Origin of the sequence: Flavobacterium faecale, assembly GCF_003076455.1 — a bacterium.
Taxonomy (GTDB): Bacteria; Bacteroidota; Bacteroidia; order Flavobacteriales; family Flavobacteriaceae; genus Flavobacterium; species Flavobacterium faecale.
Window position 1 is genome coordinate 3,916,547 of sequence record NZ_CP020918.1, and the last position, 22,307, is coordinate 3,938,853.

General features: G+C 35.0%; 21 protein-coding genes. 2 read left to right on the forward strand and 19 right to left on the reverse strand.

Annotated elements, in window-relative coordinates; genetic code table 11:
- Positions 1-93: 93 nt before the first annotated feature.
- The 16 genes from FFWV33_RS16430 to FFWV33_RS16505 all read right to left on the reverse strand — a co-directional run bounded on the left by FFWV33_RS16430 (position 94) and on the right by FFWV33_RS16505 (position 16,064).
- On the reverse strand, positions 94-1,176 hold the full coding sequence (locus tag FFWV33_RS16430) for a porin (RefSeq protein ID WP_108741902.1): 1,083 nt from the start codon (positions 1,174-1,176) through the stop codon (positions 94-96).
- Between the two features lie 65 nt (positions 1,177-1,241).
- Complete coding sequence (locus tag FFWV33_RS16435; RefSeq protein ID WP_108741903.1) at positions 1,242-1,802, reverse strand: K(+)-transporting ATPase subunit C; 561 nt, start codon at positions 1,800-1,802, stop codon at positions 1,242-1,244.
- 14 nt (positions 1,803-1,816) lie between these two features.
- Positions 1,817-3,826 (reverse strand): potassium-transporting ATPase subunit KdpB, encoded by a 2,010-nt coding sequence (gene kdpB / locus FFWV33_RS16440; RefSeq protein ID WP_108741904.1) that lies wholly within the window; start codon positions 3,824-3,826, stop codon positions 1,817-1,819.
- 12 nt (positions 3,827-3,838) lie between these two features.
- Positions 3,839-5,527 carry a potassium-transporting ATPase subunit KdpA gene (gene kdpA / locus FFWV33_RS16445; RefSeq protein ID WP_108741905.1) on the reverse strand — a complete coding sequence of 563 codons (1,689 nt, stop codon included), beginning with the start codon at positions 5,525-5,527 and terminating at the stop codon, positions 3,839-3,841.
- A gap of 118 nt (positions 5,528-5,645) precedes the next feature.
- On the reverse strand, positions 5,646-5,723 hold the full coding sequence (gene kdpF, locus FFWV33_RS16450) for a K(+)-transporting ATPase subunit F (protein WP_108742587.1): 78 nt from the start codon (positions 5,721-5,723) through the stop codon (positions 5,646-5,648).
- A 107-nt stretch (positions 5,724-5,830) separates the two neighbouring features.
- The gene (locus FFWV33_RS16455; RefSeq protein ID WP_108741906.1) at positions 5,831-6,100 is read right to left on the reverse strand and encodes a DUF7674 family protein; all 270 of its coding nucleotides are present in this window, start codon (positions 6,098-6,100) and stop codon (positions 5,831-5,833) included.
- Positions 6,101-6,262: 162 nt separating this feature from the next.
- Positions 6,263-7,603 (reverse strand): sigma-54-dependent transcriptional regulator, encoded by a 1,341-nt coding sequence (locus tag FFWV33_RS16460; protein ID WP_108741907.1) that lies wholly within the window; start codon positions 7,601-7,603, stop codon positions 6,263-6,265.
- 99 nt (positions 7,604-7,702) lie between these two features.
- Positions 7,703-7,972 carry a molybdenum ABC transporter permease gene (locus FFWV33_RS16465; RefSeq protein ID WP_108741908.1) on the reverse strand — a complete coding sequence of 90 codons (270 nt, stop codon included), beginning with the start codon at positions 7,970-7,972 and terminating at the stop codon, positions 7,703-7,705.
- 175 nt (positions 7,973-8,147) lie between these two features.
- Positions 8,148-9,089, reverse strand: a complete 942-nt coding sequence (traN, locus tag FFWV33_RS16470) for a conjugative transposon protein TraN (RefSeq protein WP_108741909.1) — start codon at positions 9,087-9,089, stop codon at positions 8,148-8,150.
- A 26-nt stretch (positions 9,090-9,115) separates the two neighbouring features.
- Positions 9,116-10,378, reverse strand: coding sequence for a conjugative transposon protein TraM (traM, locus tag FFWV33_RS16475; protein ID WP_108741910.1), 1,263 nt, complete (start codon positions 10,376-10,378; stop codon positions 9,116-9,118).
- A gap of 243 nt (positions 10,379-10,621) precedes the next feature.
- The gene (gene traK, locus FFWV33_RS16480) at positions 10,622-11,245 is read right to left on the reverse strand and encodes a conjugative transposon protein TraK (RefSeq protein WP_108741911.1); all 624 of its coding nucleotides are present in this window, start codon (positions 11,243-11,245) and stop codon (positions 10,622-10,624) included.
- A 20-nt stretch (positions 11,246-11,265) separates the two neighbouring features.
- Positions 11,266-12,258, reverse strand: coding sequence for a conjugative transposon protein TraJ (traJ, locus tag FFWV33_RS16485; RefSeq protein WP_108741912.1), 993 nt, complete (start codon positions 12,256-12,258; stop codon positions 11,266-11,268).
- Between the two features lie 2 nt (positions 12,259-12,260).
- Positions 12,261-12,893, reverse strand: a complete 633-nt coding sequence (locus FFWV33_RS16490) for a DUF4141 domain-containing protein (protein ID WP_108741913.1) — start codon at positions 12,891-12,893, stop codon at positions 12,261-12,263.
- 24 nt (positions 12,894-12,917) lie between these two features.
- Complete coding sequence (locus tag FFWV33_RS16495; RefSeq protein ID WP_108741914.1) at positions 12,918-15,422, reverse strand: TraG family conjugative transposon ATPase; 2,505 nt, start codon at positions 15,420-15,422, stop codon at positions 12,918-12,920.
- Entirely contained in the window at positions 15,419-15,751 is a 333-nt protein-coding gene (locus tag FFWV33_RS16500) for a DUF4133 domain-containing protein (protein ID WP_108741915.1), read from the reverse strand. The genes FFWV33_RS16495 and FFWV33_RS16500 overlap by 4 nt, the downstream gene beginning before the upstream one ends.
- Positions 15,752-15,761: 10 nt before the next feature.
- Complete coding sequence (locus tag FFWV33_RS16505; RefSeq protein ID WP_108741916.1) at positions 15,762-16,064, reverse strand: DUF4134 domain-containing protein; 303 nt, start codon at positions 16,062-16,064, stop codon at positions 15,762-15,764.
- Between the two features lie 359 nt (positions 16,065-16,423).
- Here FFWV33_RS16505 and FFWV33_RS16510 point away from each other — a divergent pair, with 359 nt between their 5' ends.
- On the forward strand, positions 16,424-18,505 hold the full coding sequence (locus tag FFWV33_RS16510; protein WP_108741917.1) for an ATP-dependent endonuclease: 2,082 nt from the start codon (positions 16,424-16,426) through the stop codon (positions 18,503-18,505).
- Positions 18,487-20,418: a UvrD-helicase domain-containing protein gene (locus FFWV33_RS16515; protein WP_108741918.1), complete on the forward strand. Its 1,932-nt coding sequence runs from the start codon at positions 18,487-18,489 to the stop codon at positions 20,416-20,418. Before FFWV33_RS16510 ends, FFWV33_RS16515 begins: the two co-directional genes overlap by 19 nt.
- A gap of 33 nt (positions 20,419-20,451) precedes the next feature.
- Here the strand turns inward: FFWV33_RS16515 and FFWV33_RS16520 are convergent, their stop codons facing one another.
- The 3 genes from FFWV33_RS16520 to FFWV33_RS16530 are packed head-to-tail and all read right to left on the reverse strand — an operon-like array spanning position 20,452 to position 22,289.
- Positions 20,452-21,084, reverse strand: coding sequence for a conjugal transfer protein TraD (locus FFWV33_RS16520; RefSeq protein WP_108742588.1), 633 nt, complete (start codon positions 21,082-21,084; stop codon positions 20,452-20,454).
- Positions 21,085-21,091: 7 nt separating this feature from the next.
- Positions 21,092-21,517 (reverse strand): DUF3408 domain-containing protein, encoded by a 426-nt coding sequence (locus FFWV33_RS16525; protein ID WP_108741919.1) that lies wholly within the window; start codon positions 21,515-21,517, stop codon positions 21,092-21,094.
- Positions 21,518-21,521: 4 nt separating this feature from the next.
- Entirely contained in the window at positions 21,522-22,289 is a 768-nt protein-coding gene (locus FFWV33_RS16530; protein WP_108742589.1) for a ParA family protein, read from the reverse strand.
- Positions 22,290-22,307: the final 18 nt, after the last annotated feature.

Consider the following 22,307-nt stretch of genomic DNA (forward strand, 5'->3'; position numbering starts at 1 on the left):
CCTGCCTGCGCTTGTTCTCGTAAAAACTAAATTGATGGCTATTGCATTAGCTTTTGAAAAGCACTATTACTTATTATAAGCTATTTTAAATTTTTAGAATTTCATTGCTAAAGATGTCGAAAAAACCAAACTGTCATCAGCAGTTTCTCCTCCTCTTTTAATATAAATACCCTCTTTACTAGAATAATTTTTCACTTCCGTTCTCCAAACTAAATTGGAACTTATCTTATAATCTGAATTCACAGAAGCACCATACGTTTCAAAACCGTTTGGGGTTCCTATTGCGATAATTACTCCTTTTTTATCTTGGTAATATTCTGCCCTTATAGCCAAATTTAATTTATCCGTTACCGCAATTTGTGTCATTGCCGATGCTCCGTACCATTTGTTATAATGATTACTTTGAGCAATATCTTGTTCCCAGCCTAGATCGAAACCTGCCATCAATTTTACGCTGCTTGTTAGATCAAACTGACCGTAAAAATCATGAAAGTAACGCCTTTGACTAACATCGTTTGGTTTGTCATTTCCAATAAAAGAACTACTGTTCAAGGTTATTTTATTTGTTGGTTTATAAATTAGTTGATGCCCAAAAGCAGGAGAAGTATTCCCATCCACGCGCTGAATTCTTTGCCAACCATTTAAGTACAATCCTGACAATTCCCATTGTCCACTTGGCGAAACATAAGTAATTTTGGCTCCGGCCTCAAAATAAGGAGAATTCTCAGCCATTATACTTCTAGTTAAAGTAATACAGTCTGCACCAACAGCACTTTCAAAACCAATATGTGAAGGCATAATCCCAGCGGTAATCCATAGATTTTGATTTTTTAAAACTTTAAAACCCACATTTGCTTCATAAATATTTTTTAGAACTCCAGGCTCAGCGGAATAATTAGCATTCATATACGACCCAGCTCCTAAGGCCAAATTCGCGCGGACCATTCCTGTATCGTAGGTAGCTTTTAGTAAACCTAAATTTAAACTTACCTCATTATTACGGTTATGACTGTAAATAAAGCTCGGTCGTGAATTAGTTTCAGGGTTATTTGTATCGAATTGATAGTACGTTTCAACATATCCAGAAAAGGTTAACGGATTTTTTTTCTCTTCTTGCGCAATAGCAGCATTCGATAAAACAAGTGATAAGAACACTATTATTATTTTAGTATGCATGATAATATATTTTTTAGATTGAAAAAAGGGAGACAACATTACGTCTCCCTGATTTTATTATTTTCTTATTTGAGTTGGTCAAGCGCAATATTTAGTTTTAAAACATTCACTTTTTTAGGTCCAAAAGCGCCTAGAAAGGGCTGCTCTGCATTTGCGTCAATCAAATTATTTAATTTTTCACTACTAATTTTTCTTGCTTTTTGAACTCGCTCGATCTGTACTTTAGCACTTTCTACAGAAATATTTGGATCCAATCCGCTTGCACTAGCAGTCACCAAATCAACTGGAATTTCTGATTTTTTTACCGTAGGATTCTTTAGTAAAAAAGTATCAATACGGCTTTGTACTACTGCTAAATATTCTTGGTTAGAAGCACCTTTGTTACTTGCTCCTGATCCTGCAGCGTTGTAGTCCACAGCAGATGGTCTTCCCCAAAAGTATTCGTCTGCAGTAAAATCTTGACCAATGTTGGAGTATCCCTTACTTTGTTTGTAGGCTACCACTTCTCCTTTACCATTATTTGGTGCTAATTGAGCAACTGCCCAAACCGATATTGGATAAATTACCATGAAAAGTACAAGAAGGACAACGGTCATTCTAAGTCCTATTATTAAATTATTTTTCATAATTTCTATTTTTTTTAAATAAATAATGCAACTACAATATCAATCAATTTGATTCCTATAAACGGTACTATGATTCCACCTACCCCAAAAAGCAATAGATTTCTTCTCAGTAAAGCACTGGCACCAATTGGCTTATAACTCACTCCTTTTAATGCTAATGGTATCAAGAACGGAATAATGATCGCGTTGAAAATTACTGCCGACAGTATGGCACTTTCAGGACTGTGCAAATGCATAATGTTCAAACCCTGAAGCGCTGGAATTGCAGTAATAAATAGAGCTGGAATGATGGCAAAATATTTGGCTACATCATTAGCGATACTAAAAGTAGTAAGCGTACCGCGAGTCATTAATAGCTGTTTCCCAATTTCTACAATCTCAATTAATTTGGTTGGATCATTGTCTAAATCGACCATATTTCCTGCTTCTTTTGCTGCTTGCGTTCCGCTGTTCATAGCCACACCAACATCTGCCTGAGCCAAAGCCGGTGCATCATTTGTACCATCTCCCATCATGGCCACTAGCCTTCCTGCTAATTGCTCTTGTATAATGTAATTCATCTTATCTTCAGGTTTGGCTTCAGCAATAAAATCATCTACCCCTGCTTTTTCGGCAATAAATTTGGCTGTCAAAGGATTATCTCCCGTTACCATCACCGTTTTTATACCCATTTTACGAAGGCGTTCAAATCTTTCGAACATGCCCGTTTTGATGATATCTTGTAATTCAATCACTCCAAGTGCTACTTCATTTTCACAAACTACTAAAGGTGTTCCTCCATTTTCAGCAATCTTTTTTACTTGATCTAAAAGCTCGTTGGGAAAAGGATTTCCTGCATTGACAACCATACTTTTGATAGCATCAGTTGCGCCTTTTCTAATTCGAGTTCCGTCAAAATTGATACCTGAACTTCTCGTCTCGGCTGTAAACTTGATAAATTGTGGGTTACTCACTTGCAGTGTTAAAGGATCAATTTGAGCCAACTCTATAATTGATTTCCCCTCAGGAGTATCATCTGACATAGAACTTAAAACGGCTGCTTTAATCAATTGCTCTTGTGAAATACCTGGAGCAGCATAAAAATGAGTCGCTTTCCTGTTACCAATGGTAATTGTTCCTGTTTTATCTAGCAGCAATACATCAATATCTCCTGCAGTTTCTACTGCTCTACCGCTTTTTGTAATGACATTGGCTCTTAAAGCTCTGTCCATACCTGCTATACCAATGGCTGACAATAACCCTCCGATGGTAGTGGGTATCAAGCAAACAAATAATGCAATAAATGAAGCTATAGTAATAGTTACATTCGAATAATCAGCAAATGGTTTTAATGTTATACAAACGATTACAAATACTAACGTAAATCCAGCAAGCAAAATCGTTAAGGCAATTTCGTTAGGCGTTTTTTGGCGCGAAGCACCTTCTACCAAAGCAATCATTTTATCTAAAAAACTCTCTCCTGGTTCATTGGTCACTTCTACAACAATACGGTCTGACAATACTTTAGTACCACCAGTAACTGAACTTTTATCACCTCCAGACTCGCGGATAACTGGTGCCGATTCGCCTGTTATAGCACTTTCGTCTATTGTTGCGAGCCCTTCTACGATTTCCCCATCTGTTGGAATGGTATCACCTGCCTCGCAAACAAATAAATCTCCTTTTTTAAGTTGCGAAGAAGAAATTATTTCTCCACTTTTTAATCTTGCAGGTGTTTCTTCTCTTGTTTTTCGTAAACTGTCAGCTTGTGCTTTTCCTCGAGCTTCGGCGATCGCTTCGGCAAAATTGGCAAACAACAATGTAAATAACAATACTAGAAATACAACAAAATTATACCCAAAACTACCTTGCGATGTTTCACCCGTTAATGTCCAAATGGAGACAAATAGCATAACAATTGTTCCGATTTCTACCGTAAACATCACTGGATTTTTAAACAGTAACTTCGGATTCAATTTCACAAAAGACTGCGCTAATGCTTCTTGCACAATCTCCTTTTGAAATAATGATTGATCTTTATTCATTTTAAATTCTTTTTAGTAAATAGTAAAATATTCAGCGATAGGACCTAATGCAAGCACTGGAAAGAAAGCCAAGGCGGCTATAATAACAATAACAGTTAAGGTCACTACACCAAATGTGGCCGTATCTGTCTTGAGCGTTCCGTCGTTTTCAGGTATGTACTTTTTTTCTGCTAAGAGTCCTGCAATGGCTACAGGCCCTATGATTGGTATAAAACGTACAAGAAGCAGTACTATTCCTGTCGAAACATTCCACCAGAAAGTATTGTCTCCTAATCCTTCAAACCCGCTTCCGTTATTTGCTGATGCAGATGTGAATTCATATAACATTTCGCTCAGTCCATGAAATCCAGGATTATTTAATGTTGCAGTACCATACTCAGGCATGGCGGCCGTTATTGCAGTTCCAACTAATATAAAAAATGGGTGAATCAAGGCAATGATCATCGCTATCTTCATTTCTCTAGCTTCGACTTTCTTTCCAAAAAATTCAGGTGTCCTTCCTACCATTAATCCACTTATAAAAACCGCTAAAATTATGAAGATAAAGAAGTTCAAAATTCCAACTCCCACTCCACCATAAAAGCTATTAATCATCATCGCTAATAATTCATTCATACCAGAAAGTGGCATGGTACTGTCGTGCATGGAGTTGACCGAACCCGTCGAAATCACAGTAGTAGCAATACTCCAGTATCCGGTTGCAGCGGCACCTATTCGAGTTTCTTTTCCTTCCATGGCACCTAAAGTGGTATCTATTCCCATTTTTTGAATCATCGGGTTTCCTTGCATCTCTGAGATAACATTCGGAATCGTTAATACCAAGAATCCAACGGTCATCACGCCAAAAATCATCCACGAGAATTTCTTTCTTTTAATGAAATATCCAAAAGCAAATATCATTGCAAATGGAATCAACATTTGAGCAACCATTTCGACCATATTGGATAAATAGGTTGGATTTTCGAAAGGATGCGCCGAATTGGTTCCGAAAAATCCGCCTCCATTGGTACCGATATGCTTTATCGCTACAAAAGCAGCAACAGGTCCGCGAGAAACCTCTTGAGAACTACCTTGTAGCGTAGTAATCGTATCTTTTCCTTCAAAGGTCATTGGGGTTCCTTGAAAAGTCAATATAACTGCCACCACAAACGAAAGCGGTAGTAAAATACGTGTACAAGATTTCAAGAAGTAGGTATAAAAATTCCCTAATTCAGTTGTTGTTTTATCTCGAAAAGCTCTAAAAATGACAACAGCAGCAGCCATTCCCGTTGCTGCACTTACAAACTGGAGAAACATTAAATAGAACTGACCTAGGTAACTAACTCCTGTTTCACCTGAATAATGTTGCAGGTTGCAATTCACCACAAAAGAAATCACAGTATTAAAAGCTAAATCGGCAGACATACTTGGGTTTCCGTCTGGATTCATGGGCAAACTTCCCATACTCATCATAATGATCATTCCTATGAAAAACCAAACTATATTAATTGTTAGCAAAGCTTTCATGTGTTGTTTCCAATTCATTTCTTGCCCTCGGTTGACACCGCTTACTTTGAAAAACATTATTTCGATTGGGTTGAATATAAAATCCAGCCAAGTTTTCTCGAGTCCGTAAACATTGGAAATGTATTTCCCTAATGGAATTGCGAGTGCTAGCGTAAGCAGGAACATGACTATAATTCCAAATATTTCTGTATTCATTGTTATGTATTAAGGGTTAAATAAATTTTGGTTATAAAAGAGGTTAGAACGAAACTGTAGTAATAAAATCTATTATGATACAATTTGCTGTTATTACCTATTTCTTACCTTGATCATTTTAGAATTTTTCTGGTTTAAGTAAGACGTAAACCATATAGCCAAAAACAGCTATTGCGACAATAAAAAGTGCAGTCATAATTTTAGATTTTTTCGAATAATTCGATGGTTAAAAAACAGAGGCCAAATAGTAAAATGGCTAAGCCAAGTAATAAAATTGTTGCTATCATAATAATCGTAATAAGGTTAATGACATTGCTTTGCATATTCAATTTTCAAAACTTCAGGAAATAGGTTCGAAATAGTGCAGTGCTTCACGCTTAAAAAAGAAGCAATAGAATAGAGATACACATTGGTAATGATGCCCTTGGTTTCGGTACTGCCTGTAACAAATAATTTTTCGGCAATACGGATACATTTTTTTGCCCTTTGTACGTTTCCTGCGATTAGTGCTTTTTTAGTAACTTCAGCAAATCGTTCTGCATTTTTGAAAACATTGGTGACTTGATTTTTCATTTGAATGTTATTTATTTTCTACTGCAATGCCAAAAGACATTCCAAAAAAGCAACAAACTAATTAATCGTTTAGTTATCAACTAATTAATACATAAACGTGATTTTAGTCCACAAAAAAAGCCTATCAAAATGATAGGCTTTTTATTAAAATGATAGGTTTTGTTAAATTTTATATTCTTCTAGCTTTCGGTATAAAGTAGCTATTCCAATTTCTAACAATCTGGCAGCTTCTGCTTTATTGCCATTAGTGTAGTTCAATACTTTTTGAATGTGCAGTTTTTCCATACTGTTTATAGCAAAGGCAGATAGTACAGTATCCCCACTATTCTCTTTATAATTTACAATCTCATAAGGTAAATCGGCAGACGTTAAAGAATTTGAAGAGGCCAAAATTACGGCTCTTTCTATTACGTTTTTAAGTTCCCGTACATTCCCTGACCAATTGTATTTTTCTAGATGCTCTAAAAAATCGTCCTCAATTTTTAGTGTCTGCTTATTGATTGCAAGTGAAAATTTTTCGACAAAAAAACTCGTAAGCGCACGTATATCCTTTACACGAGCACGCAAAGGCGGCAAGTTTATTTCGAAAATATTCAATCTATAATATAAATCAGAACGAAAACGATGGGTCTCACTTTCTGTTTTTAAATTCCGATTAGTGGCTGCAATTAACCTGAAGTTGGATTTTTTTGGACTACTATCTCCAACCGTTATATATTCATTGGTTTCTAATACTCGTAATAATTTTGCTTGCAAATCAATTGGCATCTCTCCTATTTCATCTAAGAATAGTGTACCTCCATTTGCTTCTTCAATAAAACCTTTCTTATCTTTTACAGCTCCTGTAAAAGCACCTTGACGATGTCCAAACAATTCACTCTCTAGTAATTCTTTACTGAAAGTGCTACAATTTAAAGCCACGAATGACTTTCCTACTCGAGTGCTATTTTCGTGTATCGCTTGGGCAAAAACCTCTTTACCTGTTCCTGTTTCTCCTGTTAACAAAACAGTAGAATCAGTTATTGCTACTTTTTTGGCCAAGTCAATTACTTGTAACAATGCTTTGGATTTTCCTATAATAGCGTCAAAAGAATACTTGTTCATAATGCGCTTTTCCAACTGCTTCACTTTCTTTTGAAGTTGGACTTTTTCTAAGGCTTTATACAAAAGCGGAATTATTTTATCATTGTCGTCCCCTTTCACAATATAATCAAAGGCGCCATTTTTCATAGCTTGAACACCATCAGATATGTTGCCATAAGCAGTTAACAAAATCACTTCTATTAAAGGGAAATTAGTTTTTATCTTTTCAAGAAAATCTACTCCATTACCATCAGGAAGCTTTACATCACAAAGTACAACATCTATATCATTCTGTTCAAGTTTCTTGAATCCTGACTTCAAATCTGGAGCTTCAACGACCTCAAATCCCTCTGATTTTATAATCCTAGCGAGTAATCCACGAAGTTTTTCTTCGTCATCAATAATTAAAATATTTTTCAAAAGGTCCTGTGTTTTATTGATGTAAAATTAGCTATTATTTACTTGCAATAAAATTAAATAACAATACACCAATACGTAAAAAAATTATCTCAATCAAAATCACTTTTTAATTTCTTTTTGAATTATTAGGTTTTTATTCTTGGTATGATTCGAATAACTCCATAACATAAATAGTCCAAAAACTATTATTATAAAAGATATCCATTTTATCACTCTTTCAAAGAATGTTATTACTACTGCTTTTTCGTAACTCGAAAAACCTTCCACTCCCATTGGACTTCGTCTGTAAAACTTTCGTCTATTAATCCAATAACGAAGACTTCCACCTATAATTAGAGCAATTACACCTAAAAACAATGCAGGATTCATATTTAAATATTTAAAAATTCAACAGTGCCAATGTACAAAAAAGCAACAGAAAATACCCTAATTATTTCATTATTAAATAGTTAAATAAACAACTATCATTTAAAAACGAAAGTGATTGTTAAACTATAAATAGTAAAACAATCACTTGGTCATTCGTTTTTAAAAACAAGGGAAATCAATCGTTAAACCGTTTTGATCCTCTACCGTTTTTTTTAATTGGCTCCGTATTCTCCTGCTCGATTAGTTTAGATTTAAGTAAATCTGAATTCTTAATTTCTACTATTTGCAATCGGCTGCCATTCTTCTCATGGAGTTCAATTCGAAGTACTTTATCATCTGCAATCGTAAATTGATCCAAAACAAAAACATTTCTTGAGACTGTTTTTCCTAACACCTCATCTATGGATTTATAAACTCTTATTGGATGTTTTGTTACTTCTTGTATGACGGTGCGCTTTGCTTTCTTTTTATCTACTATTTTAAAATTAATAAAATCAATAGGAAATGAAACGAAGCTTGAATTCTTAATTTGTGTATGAAAATAATATTTGTCACCATTAATATAAATGCCTTTCAATAGAAATTCTATTCCAAATTTTCTTGCACCAATCTGCTTTATAAAATGCTTGTCTTTATTGTAGATGTCCTCCATAATTTCGTCAACCTGGTAGGGTGAACTTTTCCCTAGCTCTTCAAAAAGAACTTGATTTGAATAATACTTCCAATCGTTTTTCTTGTTTTTTGATAAACTATAATTGGTAACTATCGGACAAGAATTGTAGAAGACATTAAAGCTATAGAAGGTGCCATCTTCGGTAATTACTGAAAAATTGGTTTCTTCTTCAAAATCTCTAGTGGATGCTTTAACTCGTAAAACATTACCAGCATCATCAGCTTTACTCGCAACCAAGCTGTTGCTACCTAAATCGACATATCGAATAACAGAAGGAAACAGTAGATGACAAGTTTTATCGAATGTCACTTCTATAGTGTAGGGTTCTATTATACTTAAATTTTTCTTTTCGCTCGTACACAAAGAACCTTGTGCCTGTGTAATTGATGTGATTCCTAACATTAGAATTAGGATCATTAAAATATTTTTTACAGCTGTTTTCATTTTTATACAATTTAGTTTTTAAACAATTATTTTTTTGATACTAGCAACACTTGCAGTCCTGCTTTGATGGTAACTTTTGGAGTCTTGATTTTTTTCGAAAAATAATTTGAAACTCCTTGGACTAATCCTCGGCTTAAATCACCCGCAATCTGTTGTCCAGCTGAAGTTGACAGCATGATACTACTGCCAGAAGTCTGTCCCATATTTGCTGCCATATCGGTCATAGCAGTACGTTCTGGAGAATAAGGAACTGTTAATCCCTGTTGACCGTCCAAACCATAAACAGTCAATTCTATAGGCAAAATATTTTCCTCAAATGCAATAGAGGTAATTTTCAACTGCAATCTTCCTTGCTGAAACCTGGAATTTGCCGTTACTACAGTTCCGCTTGGGATAATCTTACCCTGTATCCTAGCGGACTCCAACAATCGTAAGCTAACACTGCTTTCCTCGGTTACAACTTGTGTTTCCTGAATAACAGCGCGAATACTATTCTTTGCTAGTTGTTGATTATTGCTATTGAAATTAGTACCAATCAGCGGTAAAAAGGGATCTGCTTCAATTTCTTGATGCAAAGTCGAAACAACATTGTGCTTTTCTGCAATTATGGACACAAAGGCTTCCTTAGATGGTGAAGAGCTGGTAATAGTTTTGTTTTCTGTATCAGCTGAATGGGTAGGCAAGTATTTAGCGGCCATCTGATAGGATTTTTCCATTAGCTCTAACTGATTGTCAACAATATTGGTCGGTGTTTCTTCCTTTCTTGCTAATTCTTTTTTCACCTCATCTAATTGTTTGCGTAATTCCTGCGTTTCAGAATTATCCTTATTATAAAAACTACCTAATGTATTTTGTGCATTGCGATAGCTATTCAACGATGCATTATTAGTAACTTCATCTTGCTTTTCAGGTACCTCCTGCAAAGATCCTTCTGTACTACCTTCATTCCAGTAATCCGATAGCGACGTGAGCGCATTTTGTTTCTCTTGATTTTTATGATCTAATATTTCCTGTTCATAGGCTTTTTGCTTATCCGTTTCTAAACTGATAGTTGTAGCTTGTGGAACAGAATCATTTAACCCTAGAATCTGAATGTTTTTTAAGTTTTCAGACGGTTTAAAGATCAAATACATACAGCCAAAAAACAGTATGCCCATCAGCGCAAAGATGATTGGCTTTTTCATTTTTTCTACTTTAGTCTCCCTGCTTTCTACAATCTCGTCAGAAGCAGTATTCATTCCAGCATCTGTAATAAAAACTGGATTATCAACATTTTCATTTTTTTTCATCTCTTCTATTATTTAGTTATTTACCAACACTACTCTTTACAATGATTTTGAGGCTCACATATCTTGCTCCACTAATTCAGATTAAACTAAAAATTAAACCTAGCAAGGTTGCTATTAGATATCCTACAAAGCCAATTACTATGTATCTATTTTGTTTTCGTGCGGGTAACTTTTTCCATTTTTGCTCAACTTCATTGATCCATAAATCAATTGTTATTCGAATTGCTTTCATCTTTTCAATAGTTAACGTTCGATAATTTCCAAATCCTTATTTTCCAAAACTGTAAATTTCTCGATGTTAAACCCTTGTGGATTGTTATCGGAACGAACAGAATTCACAAGGAAACAAGAAGTAACAAGATTCCGCTTGGTTACATTACTTGACCGAATGATGAACTGTTTTGAATACGTTTTAACAGCATAAGGATAGGTTTCGAAATCACATACCACACTATCAACTTCAAGTCGTTGTTGTACGTTACCAGAAATGATCCTGTTGTAATATCCTTTTTCCGCTAAGTCTTTGTAATAATCAAAAGCACTTTTATCTGCTAGATTAAATGCTCTTTTCATATTATTCTCAATCGCATTTTTGTCTGGTGCTAGTGTAAAGAAAAGATCGTGAAATCGTCGTACATGCTCTCGCGCTTCTACTGGTCGATTGATAGAAGCGTCTTGAGCAAGAGCCAACATTAGCGATTTTCCATTGTCTAATACATACACTTTCTGACGTTGCAATTCAGCGAATCTGTACGATTCCCAAACAGCATAACCTGATATACTAATACACAACACTGCAAAAACGAGTGCATAAAGTCTAATTTGCCTGAAACTATTTTCGATGTTTCTTAAAGTTTTAAATTCCATTTCACCTTAATTTTAAATTGTTATTTCATTAGTCTTCCACCAATATTCCCAGCGACAGAACCTGTACCAGCTCCAACAATATTTCCAGTTTTTGAGGTCGTTTGATTTATATTTCGAACAAAATTCCCTGCACCACCAGCCTGAATAATCCAGCCAGTCACGGTAGGAATAGTAAAATAGCCTATGATACCAATAATCATAAAGATGATGTAGACCGTACTGGAAGAATCAGGTATAAAATTGGGATCAGCCAAACTGTCAATATCCTTTTGGAGTATTAACGATTGGATCTTAGACAACATCGCACTAAACAGATCTGAAACTGGCAACCACAGGTACACACTAATGTATCGGGTTAACCACTGCGTCAAAGTAGATTGGAACCCATCCCAGACTGAAATAGCAAATGCAATGGGACCAAGTATGGAGAGCACTATTAAGAAGAATGTTCGAATCGTATCTATGACGAGTGCAGCCGCTTGAAAAAGCACTTCTAAAAATTCACGAAAACTATCCCGAATCATTTTCTTTACCTCGTACATTTCTCTTTCGATGTACATACCCGATATGGTTGCCAAATCGGAAGGTGTCCATCCGAGTTCCTCTAGTTTTTTATCAAATTCTTCATCAGATGCTAAATAAGCCGTCTCTGGATTTCGAAGCATAGCCTCTCTCTCCAGTAGGTCTTTTTGCTGTTGCAACGCATTCAAATCTAAAACTTGACTTTCTAATATGCTATGTGTTCCTTGCACTACTGGACTCAATACTCCATTAAGCGTTCCTAAAACAACGGTTGGGAAAAATGTAATGCACATGCCTATAGCAAATGGTCTCAGTAACGGAAAGACGTCTATCGGTTCGGCACTACTCAGAGCTTGCCACACTTTTAACGCTATATAAAACAAAGCACCCAATCCAGCCAACCCTTTAGCAATTGCAGCCATGTCTGCCGATAAGGACATCATTTCGTCATACAACGAACGCAATACTTCATGAAGATTACTAAATTCCATGATTACCAATATTTCTGATTAGCCGTTCCGTATAAATCCAACACTCTTTGGCTGTTATTGGCTTTCTTAGCTCGCAGATAACTAACCGAAATATTTTTATTCGTGAAGTAGCGAACCAAGTTATGGTACTCTTTTACTTTTACATACACTTGGTCAATAATGTCCATTCGCTCTTTATCATTGAGCGACAAACTAGAAGAATTTACAATTTGCTTTAGCTCTTTCAACAATTCTGTACTTTCATTGAGTAAGATCGAATACCCATTGGCAATGGCTGTTAGTTCTTGTTCATTGAAATTTGGATCGTTCAACATTTTACCAAAATTATTTACATACATCTCAGAAACATCACCAACAAGTAGCACAGTCTGCTGCACTTTTCGAGCATCTTTTACCAGATTGTTGACCGCCTTTAGCTTGTCATAATATTCCTTTCCTTGATTATACACTTTTTGCACTTCTTTAAAGTTGTTAATCATATTGGTCGCTGTGGTCGAAGTTTGAATAATCTGTCTTGCTGAATTGACTATTCCTTGCGCTAAATTGGTAGGATCTGTTACCACCCACTGTGCTTTAACGCTCGGCATGACAGTAACTAATAGTACCATACATACCATGATTTTTAAATTTTTCATTTGTATTCGTTATTAAAATGTTTACTAATTATTTTCTTTTTCTCTTTTATCAAGAGCTAACCTTTTAATAGCTTGCTCTACATTTCCATCCAGTTCTCCCGCAAGACGCATCACTTCCATCTTTTCCGTTTCTTCTGTGGTATAGGCTAAATATTCTTCGAAACTAACTTCTGTGGCATATACTGCAGAATGCGTTCCCCCTAGCCCAATCCATACTTCTTTGTAAAGTCTATTAGGATCATTGTTCATATTAATCGAAAGTACCTGCGCTTTCTCTTTTTCAGTAAGACCAAGCATAGCCTGTATGTCATCAAATTTGTTCATGTATTTACGCTGGTCAAGGAGTATTTTACAATCTGAATTATTGATAATACTTTCCTTTACAATTGGTGATTGAATAATATCATCTACCTCTTGAGTTACCACTATCGCTTCTCCAAAAAACTTCCGCACCGTTTTAAAAAGGTATTTGATGTATTCCGCCATTCCTTCTTTGGCGATCGCTTTCCAAGCTTCTTCAATCAGGATTAGCTTTCGTATTCCCTTCAAACGACGCATCTTATTGATGAAAACCTCCATAATAATGATCGTCACAATTGGAAAAAGAATTTTATGATCCTTGATGGCGTCAATTTCGAAAACAATAAATCGCTTAGAAAGTAAGTCCAATTGCTTCTCTGAGTTCAGCAGGTAATCATATTCTCCACCTTTGTAATAGGGTTCTAATACATTGAGAAAGTTGTCAATATCAAAGTCTTTTTCTCGTACCTTTTTATCTTCCAATACCTTTCTATATTCTCCTTGCACAAATTCATAAAATCCGTTGAAGGAAGGAAATTCATCCTTCTGCTTAATCCTTTCAATATAACCGCTCACGGCATTTGAAAGTGCCACTTCTTCGGACCGTGTTGGCGGTTCATCATCCCGTTTCCATAATGTGAGAATCAAAGTTTTGACACTTTCTCTTTTCTCAATATCGAATATGCCATCATCGGTGTAGAAAGGATTAAAAGCAATTGGATTATCTTCGGTGTACGTGAAATATACCCCATCTTCTCCCTTGGTTTTTCCTTTGATGAGTTCGCACAAACCTTGATACGAATTTCCCGTATCCACTAATAACACATGCGCACCTTGCTCGTAATATTGTCTGACCATGTGATTGGTAAAAAATGACTTTCCCGAACCTGAAGGGCCAAGAATGAACTTATTCCGATTCGTAATAATACCTCGTTTCATCGGCAAATCTGAAATGTCCAAATGAATTGGTTTTCCTGTAAGTCGGTCAGCCATTTTAATTCCGAAAGGAGACGGTGAACTTTTATAATTCGTTTCCTCCGTAAAAAAACAAAGGGCAGGTTCTATGAAAGTGTAAAAACTTTCTTCACTAGGAAAATCTCCTGCATTCCCTGGCATTCCTGCCCAATAAAGCGTAGCAACATCGGTTGTGTTGTGCCTTGGTTTGCATTCCATCAACGCCAAAGCACTACCTGTATCGTTCTTTAACTGTTTTAGTTCTGCTGGATTATCAGACCACGCCATTACATTGAAATGTGCTCGAATAGAAGCATGACCGAAAGAATGTGCTTCGTTCAAATAGCGTTCTATCCATTCTTTGTTGATTTGATTAGCTCTGCTATAGCGTGCCAACGAATGCATGTTTCGTGCGGACTTCTCAAACTTACGCAGGTTGTCCTCACTGTTATCCAAAAAAAGATACTGGTTGTAAATGTGATTGCAAGACAACAATAATCCGACAGGTGCGGCAAAAGACAAGAGACAATCACTCCTATCGGTGGACAGTTTTTCGTAACGAGTTTTTGCAGATACAGAACTTGGCAAATCATCGGTATCGGACAACGTATGCAAACACAATCTTTTGTTTCCAATACGAACTTCTTCCGCTCCCAAACCAATATCCTGCATTGGTGTTCCCTCCTCTCTTGATAGACTTAGGTATTGCTCCAATAATCCTTGTTTGTCATTTGTTCCTATGATGTCTTCTTCACTTAATCGCTCCAATTTTATAAAACCGGAATCATTGACGATACGCTCAAATTGCGCCACCGATTCCATAAAACGAGAAATGGTTTCCTTATCTCTTATTTCTTTTGGAATAAGTACCCCTTTGCAAAGCGATGAGAAATTACTCTGCATTCGCATGCGCTCTTTCGTAGTTTTTGTTAAGAACAGATAGCAATAATGATTGAGAAACGGACGTTCATTAAAATGTTGCTGGTACGATTTTGCCAAAAAACTCAAATCTTCTTTTGCAATTTCAGGAGCATAATTTTCCTTGATGTACCAATCCTGTTTGTGTACCACCGTATAATCAGGCAACGTTTTTATAGCCTTGTGCCAAGCGGAATGAATCGCTTCATATTCCGCAGAGGCTACTGTGAAAAGTTCTGGTAGCTGTACTCGAAAACATGCGGTGATATCAGCATCCTTGGAGATAATGCAATTATGTTCTACTGCCAACAACGGAAACTTAGATTCCAATGTCGTTGCTTTTGATTTATTTCTCATAGCTGGTACAATTTGGAGTTGAACTTGAAATAACGATACACAGGCTTAGGACAGATGATGTATCGTGGATGTCGTTTATTGGCTCCCACTTTCATCAAGCCATGTTCACCATACTTTTTATTTAGTGAAAAAGTTTGCCACACCAATAGCGATCCCCCACCGATTCCGATAAACAGACACAGATAAGAATTGACTCCAGTCATGTACAAGATCATTATCAGGATAAGCATCCCGAGCAGTCCACCTGCGAATAGGAACAAGTACTGTGCTTTAAGTCCTTTAAATTCTACCGTTCTTCCAATGCCTTTATTAATATTATACGTATTCATACCGCAAATACTAAAGGAAGAAAGAACGTAAAACAGTTGCCGCTACAATCAAAAAGATGCAAGCTCCAAACCAACTCGCCGCCGTCTTGCTCGTATCTGGATCACCACTACTAAATTTATTATATACTTTAACCCCACCAATAAGTCCTACCACTGCTCCAATAGCATAAATAAGCTGGGTAGCAGGATCAAAATAAGAGGTTACCATTTGCGTCGCTTCTGTGATTCCTGCAGTTCCGTTTCCTTGTGACATTGCACCAATTGTTGATAGTACAGTAGCTACCAGCATTACTTTTTTTCTTTGATTTCCCATGATTTGAAAAAATTAAATTGTTCTTTATTCCTGCACTTTGCAGGACTACGGAACAAAGGTGTTATAGAAAAAGAGGCGTTATAATAATTTGGCAGTGTGTGGAATCACTTGGTTGTGGCTGGCTATTACAACTTTGATTTGAAGGTGAATTTTGAAATGTTCTTGCTCAATTGTATTGAAACTTATTTAAGAAAATATGCTCTTGTCAAACTTGTGATTTATTATCCAATTTTGTTTAATTTTGAATTATTAAGACAAGTCTTAATATTCCAAATATCACTAGGAAAGCGCATAAAAGAATTAAGAGCAATCAAGGGTGACCATTTAGAATAATGGATAAGAAACTATAAACAGCGATTATGAAAATAAAAAAAATAGAAGTTGAGAATTTCAGATTGCTGAAGGATTTTTCAATAGATCTGGAAGACGAGCTTTCACTTGTCATTGGAAAAAATAATACTGGTAAAACTTCAATTCTTACGATCTTGGATAAATTTTTGAACGAAAAAACCAAATTTTCTTATGATGATTTTAATATTGATTTTAAGAATGAATTGGAAGGTTTAATATTATCTGCTGAAACGCCCCCAGATTTTTTGGATAAAGGTGTTAAACTAAAATTATTTATTGAATATAATGAAGCCGATGATTTGTCGAATGTTAGTAGGGTTTTAATGGACTTAGACCCTGATAATAATATAATTGTTTTGGGCTTCGAACATAAAATCAATTATGACGATTTTTTAAAAATAAGACGTGAGTTTAAAATTTTTTCTGTAAACGAGATAGCCAAGAATGCAAAAAAGAAAGAATACAAACCACGAGAACTAAAAGACTTCTTAAAACAAGAGTTGGACAAATATTTCCGCACTCATAAAATGTCTTTTGAATATAATATTAGCAACGATACAGTTAATGAAATGAATTTCATTAATCTTGACAAAGAAGGTATTGCTATAAAGGATATAATTAGCTTTAAATATATCAGCGCAAGAAGAGATGTAACCAATAAAGAAAAGGAAAATACACTTTCAAAACAAACTTCAAGCTTGTATAAAAAAGAAGAAGATAGTAATGATAAAACTCAGGCTACAGAAGATTTTAAAGACCAACTATCAGAAACAGATAGTACATTAAGTGATATCTATAAAGACATATTCAAAGGTGTTATAAAAAAAGTTCAAGATTTTGGTGGAATTAAACTCAACGATACGGAAATCGCTATAATATCAACTCTACAGCACAGAGAATTGTTGGAAGGGAATACCACGGTTGTTTATACGCACGATGACCATAAGTTGCCAGAACACTATAATGGCTTAGGTTATATGAATCTCATAAGTATGATTTTTGAAATTGAAATTCTTGTACAAGACTTCAAAAGAGGTAAAGACAAGAAACCAGCAGATATCAACTTATTAATTATAGAAGAACCCGAAGCGCATACCCATCCACAAATGCAATACGTGTTTATTAAAAATATCAAGAAGCTCCTTGGCGAAGGTGTAATTAGAGAGGATGGTATAAATAGACCTCTGCAATATATAATTACTACGCATTCATCACATATTGTTGCAGATAGTGATTTCGATGATATAAAATATTTGAAAATAATAGCAAAGAATAATGTAACTGCGAAAAATCTTAAAGATTTAAGAACTCAATATGATGCCGACCCAAAACAATATCAATTCTTAAAACAGTACCTAACAATTAGCAGAGCTGAAATCTTTTTTGCTGATAAGGCTGTTCTTATTGAAGGAGATACAGAAAGGATTTTAATACCAACCTTTATGCGAAAAGTTGACTTAGAAGAAGCTGCACGTTTAGAATTGGAAGGAAACGAGGATACATTCTTACCGCTTCTATCTCAAAATATATCAACTATCGAAGTCGGTGCATATTCACAAATTTTTGAGAAGTTTATTGACTTCTTGGGCATTAAATCATTGATATTAACAGATATTGATGCGATGAAGGTCGTGGGGAAAAATGACAAAGAACAAGATGTTTGGGGAGCGTGTTCTGTCAATGAAGGTACCAAAACAAGCAATTCTGCAATAAATCATTTTCTAAAAGCTGTAACGTGGGACGATTTAAAAGTCTTAGCAGTTAGCGATCGAACAATTACAGTTGGGAGTTCTACAATTTGTATATGTTACCAACAGGAAGAATATACTTATCACGCAAGAAGTTTTGAAGATGCTTTTATACATCTGAATAGAGAATTTGTAAAAGGAAATAAAGCTACTTTTCAAGGAATAAAAAATGCTTCTGATTTTGATGATGACACGAAAAGCCCCTATGTCTTAGCAGACAATTGTATTAAAAAGAAAACCCATTTCGCTTTAGATATTTTATATCACAGTGATGAAAAATTTAGTAATTGGAATATTCCGGCTTACATTAAAAATGGCTTGTTATGGTTGAAGAAAGATTAAATTTAGAACTCGAAGTAAAAGAAATATTTCAATCAATTGATGAAGGTAGAAATTTCCTTCTTAGTGGTGGAGCTGGTAGTGGCAAAACCTATTCTTTAGTAAGTGTAATTCGTCAGGCAATTTTAGAAAATCCAACTGCTAAAGTTGCTTGTATGACTTATACAAATGCGGCTGTTAAAGAAATTGAAGAAAGGGTTAATCATAATAACCTAAACGTATCTACAATCCACGATTTTCTTTGGGATAATATAAAACACTTTCAAAAAGAGCTTAAAGTAGCTATTATCTCATTGGCTAATGATGAAGAGGTTAGTAGAATTTCCATTGATGATGCAAACCCTATTCCTAATACTTACTATGAGGGTCTAAAAGATGGAATACAATACAAGGAATATGTCAAGTTAAGAGATGGTATTATATCTCACGATGAATTGCTTTTGGTTGCAAACTATCTTTTTGACAAATACCCAAAGCTTAGCCGTATAGTAAAGGATAAATTCCAATTCATCTTTATTGATGAATACCAAGATACAAGCAAAACTGTCGTAGATACCTTTCTTACTCATTTCGAGAAAAGCGAAAGGAAAAATATTATTGGTTTCTTTGGCGATGCAATGCAATCAATTTATGAAGATGGTATTGGTAATTTAGATGAATACAAAGGTCTAGATGCACATAAAGTAAAAGAAATTCCAAAGAAACAGAATAGAAGAAATCCTCAGCTTGTTATCAATCTTGCGAACAAACTACGGACAGATGGTATTCTGCAAGAACCTTCTATTGATACTAATGCACCTAATATGGCTGGAGGTTTGGTGAAACAAGGAACAGTTTTGTTTTTACATTCAACCGATGGAGATATTGACAAAGTAGAAAAGTTCTTAGCTAAAAATTATGCTTGGGATTTCAAAAACACAAAGCAAACTAAAGAACTGAATCTTACACACAATTTAATAGCTGGAAAAGCCGGGTTTAGAGCATTAATGAATATTTATGATAGTGATCCTATTATTGGATTAAAGACCGATATACTTAAAAAAATAAAGGATAACAAAAAAAATAATAAACCTGAAATTATAATAGATGATAATGACACTTTTGATGTTGTAGTCGATAAATTTCAGTTGAAAAATATACAAAAAAAATTAAAGAAAGACCTTCTATTAGCAGACCCAATAAAGGCAGAATTGTACAATCAATTAAAAGACAAGCTGTTTTCTGATGTAAGCAAAATTTATATGAATAAGGATGCTTTAACTGATGATAAAAAACAAGATAAAGATGATGTAAATAAAAAAGGATCAAAAAGAGATAATTTGATTAAGCATTTATTCAAAATTCAAAATATTATATCTCTTTATAAAAACAAGCAGTATAATGAATTTTTGAGAATAACAGATTATAGAATACACATAAGAAGTATTGCTAACAAAATATTGTTGAAAGAGAATATCGACAATCTTATAAATGTTGGAGAAAAAACAATTGAGGAAGTTATTACCGATGCTCACGAAAAAGGTATTTCCTTGATAGACGACAGATTACTTGTGTTTAAGGAGAAAAATGAATATTTATATAATCGTGTGAAAGATGTCAAATTTAATGAATTTCAGAAGTTGTACGAATACTTAGAAGGCCAAACTCCATTTTCTACGCAACATAAAACAAAAGGTGCCGAATTCGATAATGTCTTAGTCATTCTTGATAATGGAGGATGGAATAATTACAATTTTGAAAAAATGTTCTTAGGTACAGCTACTCAAAGTGTACAAGAAAGAACTCAAAAATTATTTTACGTGTGTTGTACAAGGGCTAAGGAAAGTTTAGCTGTATATTTTCATAATCCAGACGCAACGGTAACTTTAAAAGCCAAAGAATGGTTTGGAAACGATAACGTAATTAATATTGATTAGTTAACTCTTATTAATTTAAAGACAAAGGGGAGCCTATACAAACTCCCCAATATCAAACCCCTCCAAATCATTTTTATGCAAAGAAGAAGAACCAAAATCCGTTTCTGAAGAAAGTGTACCGTCTAGCAGCTTGGCTATTTTTTGAGAAGCATCTTCGATAGAATTTTCCAATAGGTCGAATAATTCGGTTCCTTGTATTTTCTGAAGTAGAACTGTTGCTGTTTCCTTTTGAGAGGGTCTCATTTTCTCTTTTTTTAACAACTTTTTTACAGTGCTTAATTCTTCAAAGGTAACCCCCTGGGTAAAACCATTTTCGCCATCGGATATTCCATAACTATTCCATTCTTCTTCTTCATTCTCAAAATCAGGTACATTTCCAAAAACTTCACCCAGTTCTTCTGGTAACATTTGTAATTCGACTTTTTCTTCGTCGATTTCAATATCAAAATTATCACTAATTTGTTCCTCTTTTTGCTCTTGACTTTCATTGTCGCTTTTTGGCACAGCAAGGCTTCTTTGAGGCTTGGGTTGCCCCATAATATCAGGTAGCTTTGGATTTCTTTTTTCTTGTACTGGCTTTTGTTCCTGATATTTTTTAATAACAATTTTATCTTGTAACAGCAGTACTATTATGATAAGCAAGCAAATTACGATCACTGTTTCCATAATTTCATTATAAAATGGGTTTGTATTTATCATTAAAACACTTGGTAATCTGCTCACCAAATTCCTGAAAATGGTAATCCAGTAAATTATCCAAATAAGCATAAATAGAGATCTTGTCTTCGCCTATCACCTGAACAATACGGGAAAGTTTTTCATGAAAATCGGGTCTGATATAGACCGTTTTTCCATCCCGTGCATTGGTGTCAATTCTTTTGAAAAAGATGCTTTCGTAATCCCCTTCGTTTGCCCGTTTGCCCCTACTCTTTTCTTTAATCGTGCTTTTCTCTTTGGGAGGTTCTTTATAATTCTCGTTTTCCCTTTCCTTTTCTATTGGAACTTGTAAACCTTCTTTTTTTATACCATCCACCATCAAGTTCATCATCAACTCTTCGTTGATATCAGGAGCATTTTTTTTCTTGTTTTCTTTCTCCATAATTCTATAATTGAATGATTTTTAAAAATTCGTTTATAAATTGATCTAACTGACAAGCTTTCATCAAACGTTCATCGGGAGGTATTACAGTAGATCGAAATACAGTTTTGCTATGTTCTTCACTTTCTTTACGAAAGCGAGTGCTGTTCTTAATTTGGCTTTGCATTAAACTTAATCCCAATTGCTCGATTAGTTGGTTGTAAACTTTGTACAAAGGCGTACTTTCCCTGCCATCGACCTGATTCCAAAACAGGTTAATCGTTTCTATAGAAGTTGCTCCTTTTTTCATAATTACATCTTGCAATAGCTGCGTAAAAATGAGCGTGCTTTCCATAACCAAACGATCAGCTGTAATGGGCGTAAAAATGTGGTGCATTCCTGCCAAAGCTTTTAAAATACCAGGTGTATTTACCGTTCCAGGGAGATCAAAAAACAGAACATCAATTGGTACAATAGCATTATTTAAAAATTCCTGAGCCGCTTCCAATACGCTTTCCGCTTTGTGTTGTACTATTGGATACGCTTTTTTGTTGATGGTGGTAAATTGTTTGTAGGCTAGTTTTTTCAAATGCTCATTTTCCATAACCATGGACAGATCACGAGATTTCATTTTGATTAAACTGTGCTGAGGAAAATCGGCATCAAAGACGGCTACGTTGTAACCCAATCGATAGTGCAATGTACTTGCAACTAATGTCGTAAAGGTACTTTTTCCGACACCGCCTTTTTGAGAAGAAAAAGCGATAAATTTTGTGTTGTGATTTGCATTCATAGTTCCATTGTTTTTAAT

Coding starts and splice junctions, on each gene's coding strand:
- FFWV33_RS16435 (WP_108741903.1), bottom strand. CDS start 1,802: ATGAAAAATAATTTAATAATAGGACTTAGAATGACCGTTGTCCTTCTT.
- FFWV33_RS16495 (WP_108741914.1), bottom strand. CDS start 15,422: ATGAGAAATAAATCAAAAGCAACGACATTGGAATCTAAGTTTCCGTTG.
- FFWV33_RS16490 (WP_108741913.1), bottom strand. CDS start 12,893: ATGAAAAATTTAAAAATCATGGTATGTATGGTACTATTAGTTACTGTC.
- FFWV33_RS16455 (WP_108741906.1), bottom strand. CDS start 6,100: ATGAAAAATCAAGTCACCAATGTTTTCAAAAATGCAGAACGATTTGCT.
- traK (WP_108741911.1), bottom strand. CDS start 11,245: ATGGAATTTAAAACTTTAAGAAACATCGAAAATAGTTTCAGGCAAATT.
- FFWV33_RS16465 (WP_108741908.1), bottom strand. CDS start 7,972: ATGAATCCTGCATTGTTTTTAGGTGTAATTGCTCTAATTATAGGTGGA.
- traM (WP_108741910.1), bottom strand. CDS start 10,378: ATGAAAAAAAATGAAAATGTTGATAATCCAGTTTTTATTACAGATGCT.
- FFWV33_RS16530 (WP_108742589.1), bottom strand. CDS start 22,289: ATGAATGCAAATCACAACACAAAATTTATCGCTTTTTCTTCTCAAAAA.
- FFWV33_RS16505 (WP_108741916.1), bottom strand. CDS start 16,064: ATGGGAAATCAAAGAAAAAAAGTAATGCTGGTAGCTACTGTACTATCA.
- FFWV33_RS16520 (WP_108742588.1), bottom strand. CDS start 21,084: ATGGAAACAGTGATCGTAATTTGCTTGCTTATCATAATAGTACTGCTG.
- traJ (WP_108741912.1), bottom strand. CDS start 12,258: ATGGAATTTAGTAATCTTCATGAAGTATTGCGTTCGTTGTATGACGAA.
- kdpB (WP_108741904.1), bottom strand. CDS start 3,826: ATGAATAAAGATCAATCATTATTTCAAAAGGAGATTGTGCAAGAAGCA.
- FFWV33_RS16525 (WP_108741919.1), bottom strand. CDS start 21,517: ATGGAGAAAGAAAACAAGAAAAAAAATGCTCCTGATATCAACGAAGAG.
- FFWV33_RS16430 (WP_108741902.1), bottom strand. CDS start 1,176: ATGCATACTAAAATAATAATAGTGTTCTTATCACTTGTTTTATCGAAT.
- FFWV33_RS16515 (WP_108741918.1), top strand. CDS start 18,487: ATGGTTGAAGAAAGATTAAATTTAGAACTCGAAGTAAAAGAAATATTT.
- kdpF (WP_108742587.1), bottom strand. CDS start 5,723: ATGACTGCACTTTTTATTGTCGCAATAGCTGTTTTTGGCTATATGGTT.
- kdpA (WP_108741905.1), bottom strand. CDS start 5,527: ATGAATACAGAAATATTTGGAATTATAGTCATGTTCCTGCTTACGCTA.
- FFWV33_RS16510 (WP_108741917.1), top strand. CDS start 16,424: ATGAAAATAAAAAAAATAGAAGTTGAGAATTTCAGATTGCTGAAGGAT.
- FFWV33_RS16500 (WP_108741915.1), bottom strand. CDS start 15,751: ATGAATACGTATAATATTAATAAAGGCATTGGAAGAACGGTAGAATTT.
- traN (WP_108741909.1), bottom strand. CDS start 9,089: ATGAAAACAGCTGTAAAAAATATTTTAATGATCCTAATTCTAATGTTA.